The 12,138-nt window shown below is 65.0% G+C and carries 5 protein-coding genes and 2 pseudogenes; 1 reads left to right on the plus strand and 6 read right to left on the minus strand.

Annotated elements, in window-relative coordinates; translation table 11 throughout:
- Window positions 1-179: 179 nt before the first annotated feature.
- Window positions 180-429, minus strand: a pseudogene (locus CXY71_RS07435) (hypothetical protein); the annotation flags it as partial.
- Between the two features lie 252 nt (window positions 430-681).
- Window positions 682-5,457, minus strand: a complete 4,776-nt coding sequence (locus CXY71_RS07440) for a multicopper oxidase domain-containing protein (RefSeq protein WP_158253014.1) — start codon at window positions 5,455-5,457, stop codon at window positions 682-684.
- 385 nt (window positions 5,458-5,842) lie between these two features.
- Between CXY71_RS07440 and CXY71_RS07445 the strand changes: the two are divergent.
- Window positions 5,843-6,551: pseudogene (locus CXY71_RS07445) on the plus strand (ISAzo13 family transposase); the annotation flags it as partial.
- A gap of 257 nt (window positions 6,552-6,808) precedes the next feature.
- Here the strand turns inward: CXY71_RS07445 and CXY71_RS07450 are convergent.
- The 4 genes from CXY71_RS07450 to CXY71_RS07465 all read right to left on the minus strand — a co-directional run bounded on the left by CXY71_RS07450 (window position 6,809) and on the right by CXY71_RS07465 (window position 12,075).
- On the minus strand, window positions 6,809-8,989 hold the full coding sequence (locus tag CXY71_RS07450) for a 3-hydroxyacyl-CoA dehydrogenase NAD-binding domain-containing protein (RefSeq protein WP_104135020.1): 2,181 nt from the start codon (window positions 8,987-8,989) through the stop codon (window positions 6,809-6,811).
- Window positions 8,986-10,191 (minus strand): thiolase family protein, encoded by a 1,206-nt coding sequence (locus CXY71_RS07455; RefSeq protein WP_104135021.1) that lies wholly within the window; start codon window positions 10,189-10,191, stop codon window positions 8,986-8,988. The genes CXY71_RS07450 and CXY71_RS07455 overlap by 4 nt, the downstream gene beginning before the upstream one ends.
- A gap of 98 nt (window positions 10,192-10,289) precedes the next feature.
- A complete protein-coding gene (locus CXY71_RS07460) occupies window positions 10,290-11,486 on the minus strand; it encodes an HRDC domain-containing protein (RefSeq protein ID WP_104135061.1) in 1,197 nt (398 codons plus the stop codon).
- Between the two features lie 19 nt (window positions 11,487-11,505).
- Window positions 11,506-12,075 (minus strand): DUF3000 domain-containing protein, encoded by a 570-nt coding sequence (locus CXY71_RS07465; protein ID WP_255412627.1) that lies wholly within the window; start codon window positions 12,073-12,075, stop codon window positions 11,506-11,508.
- Window positions 12,076-12,138 lie beyond the last annotated feature (63 nt).

Raw genomic sequence — 12,138 nt, forward strand, 5'->3', positions numbered from 1 at the left:
CCTATTTTACCTGATCAGATGGGCATTCTCGGTTTAACGCGCCGTCAGAATCTCACGTCGACCGGTGGATTCAGGCTAAGGCCCAGGGAGGTCATCTGTACCATGACCGACGCCAGGTTGGTGAGCAGGATCTCGGGGTCGGTGAACTCCGATCGAGCCTTGAAATCCTCCTGGGAGTACAGCCGGATGCCATCGGTCATCACCTTGACCAGGGTGTTGACACTGGAGTGATCGGTGAAGCGCACCTGGATAACCCACCGCAGTCCCCAGCTCGGTGTCCAGCTCCTGCGCGGTGCGCTCGGCCACCGACCTGGCGGCGATGACGACCTGATGGTCTCGGATGGCCGCGGCGATTTCGTCCCTGCGGGCAGCGACCGGCAGGTCGTCGGGATAGCTGCTTCTGGGAACCGCGGTGAGACGGCGCGCGATACGGGCTGACCGCGCCGGCGGTACCTCGCTCGGCCTGCGCCGGGACGGACGCCGACGGGACTTTCGTGGGCTCACAGGTTCTGGTCGCGCGGGATGCGGCGCACGCGCTGAGAACACGAGGTTCAGGATATCCGGCCCGCGAGCCCCACTCGGTGGCACTCCTGGGTCCAGCGCGCCCAGCAACGCGCGTGAGCCGGCGGCACGCGAGGTGCCGCCGGCTCACGTTCTCAAGCTGTTCTCACAATGGATGGACTACTGGAGAGGCTTAAGGTCCGCCTTGGGCGAGTCCTCCACCCTGAAGATGCCCCACAGGCCCTGGTTGACCTGGTTCTCCAGACCGCCGTCCCGGTAAAGGTAGTCCCCAGGAAGCTTCTGGAGTCCACCGGCCCCACCGAGCAGGTTGTAGTTGAAGGCGTTGCCTGTGAGCAGACCGCCCTCAGCTGTCTTGATCATCGCGTTCGGGTCGCTTGGCTGGTAGCGCCACCCGTGCCCGTTCAGGCTGAAGGTGTGTGGCCGGTCGCGGTCACCACCCGATACGAGCCGCAGGTGCGTCTCGTCTCCGACATAGGCCCGCACGAGCGGTGTGGCCGGGTCGCCGTGCACCACCGACGACATGACGTTGGCCACCTCTGGGTCCTTCGCCAGGCGAGGGGCGAAACGCTCGGTCGTGAAGTTGATGCCCCGGTGCCCCTGGTCGCTGGGTTCGCCCTCCGCTGGGTAGGGGAGGATGGCCCCGGCCTTGTCTCGCAGGATCAGACCGTCGACCCAGTTGAGCACAGCCTCGCGGAAGCTGCGTTTGACGCCGGCGGCGTCGGTGTAGGTGACGTTGGCCTGTGCGCCCGAGGTGATCGCAACTCCGGAGTTGGGGTTGACGTATGTCGAGCCCTTTGGCTCGATCAACAGCGACCCGTAGGACCCGTGGTGGCGACTCCCACGCCGGTCAGCGAAGTCGAGCAGGTTCGCTGCGCCGTCCTCGACCGCGGCATGGGCATACCACGTGTACTTTGTCGTAACTCCTGGCGCTACGGTCTGGTCGTAGTTGTACCCGACCGTGGCCCCGTCGGAGTCAATGACATTGTAGGTCAACAGGTTTGGGTGCATGGACACCCGGTTGGAACGTGGGAAGTTCGTCACGTCCGCAGGCAACGGTAGGTCACCGGTGTGCGCTTCGGGCGTCTTCGGCAGCTCGTTCTTGAGCGTCACCGTGACGCAGTCACCCACATTTGCTCGGATCACCAGGGGCTCGGTCTTCATGGCACCCGTGCGAACCTTAGTCACATCCTCGCTCCGCACGAACATCGTGCCGTACGGGTCGTGGTCACCTGACTTCACGTTGTACACGATGTCCTTGGCGATGGCCGACACGTTGACAGCGACCGCCCTTGACCCTGTCGGGCACGGGGTGACCGAACCCAGCGATCCTGTTGGAGCAACCTTGAGCGCGTCACCGGGCTTAAGGGCTGGCCACGCGTTGCCAATTCCAGGAGCTGCCCGGTCGGGCAGCGGTTGGAGGTCGGAGACCGCGTTCTTGGGGACCCGGAACAGACCCCACATCCCCATCCACTGGTCCTCAAGCAACGGGGACCCATAAAGGTAGTCACCGGGGGAACCGGCGCCGTCCTGCAGGATCGACGGGGTGCCGTTGGCGACGCTGTTTGAGGCTTTGGCGACTGTTGCTGCAGCACCGGGGTTGGTCTTGACCACCTGCGAGCCCTGCAGCTCGTAGTTGAAATACTCCGCGAGCGAGAGGGTCTGGGTGTCGACCGTCCGAGACAGGGGGTTGTCCGGCTCATTCAGCCAACGGTGACCGTGAAGGTTGAACTCGTGCATCTCCTCGTGGGAGCCAGCCACGTTGCGGATGACCACAGGGTCCTTCGAGTACGCCCTCAGGAGCGGCGTATCGGGATCGCCGTTGACCGCGGATGAGTAGGTGTACGCGGGGTCGCCCTTAGCGCCGGTAACCCCGGGTTTCGTCCGGATCTGGAACGGGGCGTTCTTGTAGTTGATCGAGTAGCCGCCCTGGTCTTGGCCGTAGTTGTCCGGTGCCGAAGGTGGGTTGATCGGTGGACCAGTGCCGTTATCCTTCCACATGGGCGTTCGGTCGGAGTAGAAGATGGTCATTTCCCGGAAGTCCGGGCCGCTGGCTGAGCGGATATCGGCCATAGGGCCGACTCCGTTCGTCGCAGCACCAGTCTTCGGATCGTGCCACGTGGCGTCAGCAGGCTCGACGTTCATCGCGGCATAGAGGCCCTTCTGCTGGTGCAGATTGGCGTACTGATGGTCGTGGAAGAAGGTCGTCCGCAACGCTGTGTCCACGAACCACCGGTAGCCGTAGGTCTGGCCAGGCATCGCCGAGGAGCTGTAGTTCCAGCCTACGCTGGTGCCGTCGGAAGCAAGCTCGTCGAACTTGACCAGGTGTACGTGTGTCGAGACCTCGGACGTCTCCTCGGTGGCCATGTAATCACCGTCGAGGCGGTTCACGTGGTCGAGGGGGACGTTGGGATTCTCGTCGAGGTGCAGGTCGTTGGTGGTGAACAGCTGAACGCACTCACCAACCCTGGACCGAATGGTGTACGGCTCGGGTGCCTTCTGTCCTGTCCGTACAGCGACCGCATCGGATTCCTCCACGTAGACCCTTCCCTGCCTGTCCTTCCAGCCCGCGGAGTTGTAGGTGATCGGGGTGTCGATGACGTGTGGCCGGTAGACCCGTGTTGGTGCAGTTGTCGGGCATGGGTCGACGTAGCCGTTGCCGGGCTTGGCCGGGTCAAGAGCAGGCATTCCTGCAGCCTCAAGCGCGTTCGGGCCACGGGGGGCGTCGCCGGGGCGACGGATAGCAGCGAAGGTGTCTTTGACCACCGCGTTCGGCGGACGGTAGGCACGCTGGCCGACGTCACCCTTGACAAACAGTGGGAAACCGGGCTGTGCTGCGGTTGGGGCCGCCGTGGCGCCTGCCCGGTTCGGTAGCTCCTGCAGCGCCTCCAGGGGCGTGCCGTCGGCATACTGGGCCGTGCCGTCGCGCAACTTGTCGAAGATCCGCAGGTGGCCCCAGAAACCCTGGGCGAAGTGCGGGTAGAGGTGGCAGTGGAAGATCGTGTCACCGACCGTGCGCTGAGTGCCGCCGGCACCTCCCTCGATCTTCAGCTCCCGAGCCTCGTGGGGGCCAAACGACTGGACGTCATTAAGCGGTGACTTCGGGTTCTTCGGGTCGGCGTTCCAGCGCTGGGTGTGCTGGTGCCATGGGTGGGTCTCCTTGGCGCCCGGGTGGACGACGTGGAACTTCAGCGGGTCACCGACGTACGCCTTCGGGATCAGGTTGTCCGAATCGGTCACCTTCACGCCGTCGACGGTTCGGGTCAGCTTGCCCTCGTCGCCGAAGACCCATGACTGCAGGTGGGACTCTTCTCCCATGCATTTGGCGCCGGGGTCGTCGACGACCTTGTCGAGCTCGGGCACGTAGCCGTTGCAGAAGTTGTCGCTTGGGGCATAAGTCTTGCCGTTGGGGAGCGTGATGGTCTTGGCCACGCCACCCGGGTTCTCCGGAGTGACGGTCCCACGGTGCTCGAGGATGGCCCGCAGCCGGTTGCGCAGCGGCTCCGAGCGGTAGTTGATGCCGAAGGTCGAGTCCTTCAGCCCGGTCGTCGGGAAGGTCGGTTGTTTCCCGTCCCGGTCCAGAACGTCCTCGTTCTCGTCGAGGAAGATCATGACGGCCGAACGGGTCGAGTCCGCGCCGGCTCGGATGTCGGCGAACAGCTGGGACTCGACTGCGCGCCCACCCGTGAGCAGGTTGGCCCCGGTGATCTGATTGTGCCAGGTCGAGTCCTTCGGGTGTACGACGACCGCGCCGTACAGGCCGTTCTGGACGGTGGTGTGCTTCGGGTCGTTCGGGTCGAGGTTGGCGTTGTCGTACAACGGCGCCTCGCCCTCCCGGTCGGCGTACCAAGTGTAGGTGCGCTCGGTGCCCGTGGCGATGGTCGTGTCCGGGTTTAGGCCTACCCGCGCGCCGTCAGAGGTCTTCACGTCCGCTTGAACGAGGCCTTGGGTGGACAGGCCGATTCGCCGGCCCGCGATGTCGTTGCGCACCTTGACGGACACGCAGTCACCGACGTTGGCGCGCACGACGAGTGGCTGGGTGAGGTTGGGGTTGGCAAGGATTTTTTCCTTGTTCACCCTTGCGTCGGTGTTCTTGAGGGCATACATCAGGCCGTTGGGCAGCTTATCGCCCCAGCCGTTGAGAGGGATGGTCACCTGGAAGGCGGCCAGGTCGTACTCTATAGCGCGGGCACCGGCCGGGCAGACCCCGTTGGCCGGGGTGGTCGGATCGCCAATGACGGCTGTTGCCGCAGAGGGACCCATCAGAGCGGAAGTCGTCATCAGGACGACACCGCCCGCCGCCACGGCGATGACCAAGCGAGAGCGGCGTGGTGTCGAGGCCATGACAGGCCGGGCACGCCGTGCCGGTGTCGGGGCCATGACAGACCGGGCACGCCGTGTCGGCGTCGGGGCATACCCACCGGTCACGTCATCGCTTCGGCGCATGCCCAGGACGAGGCCTGCCAGGGTGAGGAGCAGAAGCACCGGGAACACGCGAGCGGCCTCGATGGCTCCGTGCTCGAAGAGTGCAGCACCCGAGGTCGCCTCCATGTGGCCGCCCGTGGCCGATTCGGCCACCGCTACGCCAGTAGTGCCAGCGGAAGAGGCTGCACCGTTGTGCGCAGCGTGCGGGTCGGCAGCGGCTTCGGCGGAGCCATTGGCTTGGCCCGTCTTGGCCAACCACGCTGCCGAGGGCTGGTGTGGGTGGAACCCGGGTTTGGTCGCGGCAGCGACTGGGGCACCTGGCGCGCCAGGGGGCGGGACGGCACCAAGTGCGACGTTGGCGCCAGGAGCTGCCTGGGCAGCCGGTGCGCTAGCTGAGGCAACCGCGTGGGCGGCGGAGGCATGCTCGGAGGGGAAGATCAGCGTGTGGCCGATCGCACCTGACATGAACACCGCCGTGGTGACGCCGACGACCGCGGCCGTGGCGCGAGCCAAGGATATCATTCGAGATGCCGGCCGCAGGCGCGCGATCACCGCGAACACGATCAGGACGGCCGGTACCACTAGTAAAAGCGACAATGTCCCGTCCCGAAGGAAGTGCAACGCTGAGGTACCCGAACTCCAGTCTTGCTGGGCAGACGCTGCGTGAAGCCCGTGGAGCCAAGCCGTGCCGCCATAGGCGAACACCACTCCCATGCCGACGCGAGCTCTCATAGAAATGTTCATTGGTCTCCCTGTAACGGCATTGAAGGTGTGCTGAGGTCAAGCCGGACCTTTGAGCTGGAACGAATCAGGGCGGAATGGCTTGGTCACGGGTGTGGAGGTCTACGGGGCAACCTTGCTCGGCCGACCTTGGGAAAACCTTGGGCTAGAAACGATCATGAGGGAGTCAGGACCCTACTTCCGGGCGGTGTGGCAATAGCGTCAGCGACGGTTGCTGATGGGCGCTGAGGCTCGGGTGCTGGGGCATGGCGGGGGTCGCGGTAGTGGCCCGGGCGGCTGGGGTGAGCCGGGTTACGGTGACCGGGGGCGTGCGGGAGTTGGACGCCGGTAATGAGCCGTTGGGGCGGACCCGGCGGGTCGGTGGTGGTCGCAAGAGTGTGACCAAGACCGATCCGGGGAGGGCGGCGCTGCTGGCGCTGGTGGAGCCCGAGTCGCGTGGCGATCCGGAGTCGCCGCTGCGGTGGACGACGAAGAGTCTGCGCCACCTGGCCGACGAGCTCACGCAGGCGGGCTGCCCGGTGTCGGCCCCGACCGTGGCGCGCCTGCTGCGGGAGGAGAACTTCGGCCTTCAGGGCAACGCCATGACGATCGAGGGCGGCCACTATCCGGACCGGGATGCCCAGTTCGCCTACATCAACGCCGCGGCCGTAGAGCACCTCGCGGCCGGGCAGCCGGTGATCAGTGTGGACGGCAAGAAGAAGGAGCTGGTCGGCAACTTCCGCAACGTTGGTCGGGAGTACCGGCCGGCTGGTGAGGCGGTGGCGACCAGCGTCTACGACTTCACGGGGGAACTCGGCAAGGTCACGCCCTACGGCGTGTATGACATGGCTGCCCGCACCGGCCTAACCGTCACCGCCGGACTCGACGACACTTTGTACCCCAGAGGCATCAAGATCACCGACCGTGAGATGGCAGACCTGGAAACACAACACCTCACCAGGCACGACTTCCACGGCGACTGAAACTACACCGTAAGCCCAGCAGATCAACCCTGAACTACGCGTGTTATTGATTTACAGGCCCTAAGAACATGGACGGGCCCGGGCCCCGTCCGCGGGCCCAGCTTATAAACTGGGCCCGCGACCATAAGGTGGGCCCGGTCAATGACCCGACCCCGTTCTCGCTATCTTTGAGCGGATGTCGCCCCGACGGCAGCACCGATGCCGCGGATCGCCGGGGTGTGGAAGGTTCCGCCGAAGACCCGCTCGCTCGCGCCGACCCGGTCGAGGTACGGGGTGATCCCGCCCATCTGGAACGGCCAGCCGGCGCCGAGGATCATGCACAGGTCGATGTCCTCGGCCGCATGCACAACGTCGTCGTCGAGCATCCGCTTGATTTCATCGACCAGGCCGTCTTCGACGCGCTGCAGAATCTGCTCGGCGGTCATTGGCGTGCTGCCGCCGGAGATGATCTTTAGTGCACCCTTGTCGAAGCCGGTACGGCGTCCCTTACCGTCCCGTTCGAGAATTTTGCCGTGCGCGGCAAGCTTGTGCAGGTTGTCGCTCTCGAAGAACCGGTCGGGGAAGGCCGCATGGTGCGTGTCGAGCACGTGAGCGCCCACGGTGAGGCCGACCAGCTCGAGCAGCTCAAACGGGCTCATCGGCAGCCCGAACGGCGCCACAGCGGCCTCCACGACTTCGAGGGGCGTTCCGGTATCAACGGCGTGCATTGCTTCACCGAGCAGCTTGGCGAGTACACGGTTGACCACGAAGCCGGGGGTGTCCCTGGTGATCACCGCATTCTTGCGCAGTTTGCCGGCGATGACCATGGCGGTCGCGAGGGTGATCTCGTCGGTCTGCGGGGTGTTGACCACCTCGATCAGCGGCATAACCGCGACCGGGTTGAAGAAGTGGAAGCCGACCAGGCGCTCCGGGTGCGCAAGCTTCGACCCGATCTGCTCGACCGACAGCGACGATGTGTTCGTCGCCAGAATCGTCTCGGGCGACACGAACTTCTCGATCTCGGCGAACACGTTCTGCTTGACGCCGAGCTCTTCGAAGACGGCCTCGATCACCCAGTCGGCGTCGGAGAATAACGACTTGTCGGTCGTGCCGGTGACGAGCGCGCGCAGCCGGTTGGCCTCGTCGGAGGAGATTCGATTCTTAGCCTCGAGGGCCGCGATCTCCCCGTGAATGTAAGCAACACCTTTGTCAACGCGGGCCTGGTCAAGGTCGGTGATGACGACGGGCACCTTGAGTCGCCGCACGAACAGCAGCGCGAACTGGCTAGCCATGAGGCCGGCGCCGATCACGCCGACCTTGGTGATCGGTCGGGCGAGCTTCTTGTCCGGCGCTCCGGCCGGGCGTTTTGCCCGCTTTTGCACGAGGTTGAAGGCGTAGATGCTCGCCTGCAGCTGGTCGCCGGCGATGAGACCGGCCAGGGCCTCGTCTTCGCGCTGGAAACCTTCGGCGCGGTTACCGCTCTTGGCCGCTTGCAGCAGATTGAGCGCAACATAGGGAGACTTCGCGACTTCACCGATGCGGTTAACGAGCATCTTGCGGGCGATATTGATGGCAACGTCCCATTTGACCAGGCGTTCCATCTTGCCGGGGGTGTTCGGGCGAGACACCTTCGTCGTACCGGCGATCACCCCGTCGGCCCAGGCGATGGAGTCCTCGAGGAACCGCGCCGAAGTGAACATGACATCCGCGACGCCGAGGGCGAGGGCATCCGCTCCGGTCAGGGTACGGTTGTTCTTGAGCGGATTCTCGATGATGATCTTCAAAGCATTCTCGATGCCGATCAGGTTGGGTAGCAGGTAGGAGCCACCCCAGCCGGGGATCAGGCCGAGAAAGACCTCGGGCAATGCGATCGCCGGCACGGCCGCGTCCACCGTACGGTAGCCCGCGTTCAGGCCAATTTCGAGCCCGCCGCCGAGTGCGAGTCCGTTGATGAAGACGAACGACGGCACACCGAGGGTGTCGAGCTTACCGAGGGAGTGATGGCCGAGCTGGCTGAGCAGCCTGCCGACCTCGAGCGAGGGGATTTCGGCCACCTTGCTGAGGTCCGCTCCGGCGGCGAGAATGAACGGCTTGCCGGTGACGGCGACGCCGTGAATCTCGCCCCGCCCGGCGCGAGCTGCCAGCTCGTCCAGAGTGGCGGCAAACTCGAGCAGGGTGACCGGGCCAAGCGTGTTCGGCCGGGTGTGGTCACGCCCGTTGTCCAGGGTCACCAGGGCCAGGGTGCGGTCGGCACTCAGCGGTACGTCGCGCACAAAAGAGTGCGTGACGACCTCGTCAGTGGAGATCGCGATCAGCGGGGAGAAGTCTAAGGAGTCGTAATTAATTGTGCCCGTGTCGGTCATCGCTTCGCTGCCTTCTTGTTGAAGTGCGGGTTTTCCCAAATCACGGTGCCACCCTGGCCGAGACCGATGCACATGGCGGTGAGACCGTAGCGCACTTCCGGGTGGCGCTCGAACTGGTGGGCCAGCTGGTTCATCAGGCGAACGCCCGAGCTGGCAAGCGGATGCCCCACCGCAATCGCTCCGCCGTATTCGTTCACACGCGGATCCTCGTCATCGATGCCGAAGTGGTCGAGGAAGGAGATGACCTGCACAGCGAAGGCTTCATTGAGCTCGAACAGGCCGATGTCGGTGATCGACAGGCCCGCCTTGCGCAGCGCCTTCTCGGTCGAGGGTATCGGGCCGAGGCCCATGACCTCCGGTTCGACGCCGGCGAAGGCGAAGCTCGTCATGGTCATCTTCACGCCGAGGCCGAGCTCCTCGGCGGTGGCGCGGCTGGCCAGCAGGCACGCAGATGCGCCGTCATTGAGCCCAGAGGCGTTGCCGGCGGTGACCCGTCCGTGGGAGCGGAAAGGGGTGCGCAGGCCGGCCAGTCCCTCCATGGTCGTCTCCGGGCGCGGCGCTTCGTCGCGCGTCGCCAGGCCCCAGCCCGATTCGCTGCGGGTCGCAACGGAAATCAGGTCGGGCTGAATCGTGCCAGCTTCGTAGGCCGCGGCGACCTTCTGCTGGCTGCGCAGCGCGAACCGGTCTGAACGTTCCTTGGTGTATTCGGGGAACCGGTCGTGAATGCGCTCAGCGGTCGCTCCCATGTTGAGGGCGTCTTCGCTGACGAGCCGCTCGGAGAGGAATCGTGGGTTCGGGTCGGCCCCAAAACCCATCGGGTGACGACCCATGTGCTCGACGCCGCCAGCGATGGCGAGGTCGTAGGCACCGAAACCGATCGAGGACCCCATCATGGTCACCGCGGTCATCGCCCCGGCGCACATGCGGTCGATCGCGAATCCGGGCACCGATTTCGGCAGCCCGGCCAGCAGTGCAGCCGTGCGACCGAGGGTCAAGCCCTGGTCGCCGGTCTGTGTTGTGGCAGCGATCGCGACGTCGTCAATACGCTCCGGGGGTACCCCCGGGTTGCGTTCCATCAACCCGATGATCGCCTTGACCACGAGGTCATCGGCTCGGGTATTCCAGTACATGCCCTTTTCGCCGGCGCGTCCGAACGGGGTTCGGACCCCGTCCACAAAGACGACTTCTGCTCTCTCGGCCACAATGCCTCCAGTACGTGTTGGGTCAGGTCAAAATCGACCTGTCAGGTCGTTTCGATCCTACGGCGGCGAAATTTCCCACCCGAATCGTTTGCCGGATCCTACGACTCCAGATCCGACACGGGATCGGCCATTTGTGGAACTGCTACAAAAGCATCCGCTATCAATTGTGCAGTCACGTCAACTTGCCAGCGTCGCGCCCCTAACTGGGTCAGCGCTTCTCCGACGGATGCCGAATCCGGCGGCTCCGGCGGCGTCCATGCCACCCGACGCAAAAAGTCCGGGGTCAGCAGGTTCTCCAGGGGAATCGCCAACTCGTCGGTGACGGTCTGCAGCGCAGCCCTCGCCGCCTTGTAGCGCACGTCTGCCTCAGGGTTACGGTCGGCCCAGGCGCGCGGTGGCGGGAGGGTGTCGTTGCTCGCCTTGAGCGGCGGCAACTCGGTGGTAGCGAGGCCACGCTGAATGGCGGCCCACCAGCGGTCGAGTTCGTTGCGACTCGCTCGCCCGTTGAACTCGCGCAGGTCGGACAACGCCTGGCGGGTCGCGGGGAGCACCCGGGCCGCGGCGAGCAGGGAGGCGTCAGGAACCAGGCGGCCGGGGGAGACATCCACGTCACGGGCGAATTCGTCGCGGGCCAGCCAGAGCTCCCGGGCGACCGCGAGGTTGCGCTGGCCGCGCAGCGAGTGCAGACCGGACAATCGTCGCCACGGGTCGACGCGGGCGGCCTTGGCCTCCTTGGCCAGGGTCGCGGCGAATTCCTGATCGGCGATTTCGGTCTTGTCGGATTCCACCAACAGATCGACCATACGGTCGCGCAGGTCGGGCAGCAGCTCCACGTCGAGGGCGGCGTAGACCAGCCACGATTCCGGCAGCGGCCGGGTCGACCAGTTGGCGGCTGAGTGTTCCTTGGCCAGGTGAATGCCGAGCAGCTCTTCCACCACGGTGCCAAGGCCGACACGGGGGATGCCGAGCAGTCGGGCAGCCAACTCGGTGTCGAAAATGTGTGCCGGGTCAAGTCCCACCTCGCGCAGGCAGGCGAGGTCCTGGCTGGCGGCGTGCAGAATCCACTCCACGTCGGCGAGGGCCTCGTTCAGTTCACTGAAATCGCCGATCGGCGGTGGGTCGAACAGAAACGTTCCGGCGCCGCGACGGTAAATCTGAATGAGATAGGCGCGTTGCGAATAGGTGAAACCGGATGCCCGCTCCGCGTCGACCCCGATCGGCCCATTCCCGGCCGCCAGGGCGGCCGTGGCGGCCAGGTAGGCCTCGTGGGTATCCACGACCCGGTGCACAACGATGGTCTGGTTGGATTGCGATTCAGCCACGGGCTGCTCGGCGTGCTGACAACATGCTGACTCCTTCCCCAGCGGGAGGGAGTCCGGCGAGCATGCAGAGCAGCTCGCCCCACCCCTCGACGTGGGCGATGAGATTGTGATCCAGGGGTGTCCACGACGCGCGCAGCTCAATCTGCGCGCCATCTCCCTGTTTGGCGAGTTCGCCAAAGCCTGACGAGATTATTTTAGTCGCCGTTCCCGACGCCGCGGTGTACCTGGCTTTGCGGGAGTTCAGAGCATCGACCAGCCAGGCCCAGGTGACCTCCGCCAGAAAGGGATCGAGTCCGATTTCTACCTCGAGCGGCGCCTGTGCAAAGCAGACGACGCGAAACGCACCGTTCCACCCGTCTGGCTCATCCGGGTCGTACAACAGAATGAATCGGCCGGTTCCGAGTTCGGAGTCCTTGCCGTGTCGGACCGGCGTGATATTTGCCGCCAGGGCGAAGGAGTACGGCGCCAGCTGGGCCGGCGCGGAAATCTCGGTGACAACTAATTCGGCCCGACTCGTGGCGCGACGAATCATTGACAAAGCCGCGGCAAATTCGACGGGCAGCGATTGATCAGTTTCGGGCACGTCTGCAGACTAGAGTTTTTTCTGGGTGTTGTCCGTGAGGCA

Source organism: Cryobacterium sp. Y62 (genome assembly GCF_002929785.1).
In the GTDB taxonomy this organism is placed as follows: domain Bacteria; phylum Actinomycetota; class Actinomycetes; order Actinomycetales; family Microbacteriaceae; genus Cryobacterium.

Coding starts and splice junctions, on each gene's coding strand:
- CXY71_RS07450 (WP_104135020.1), bottom strand. CDS start 8,989: ATGACCGACACGGGCACAATTAATTACGACTCCTTAGACTTCTCCCCG.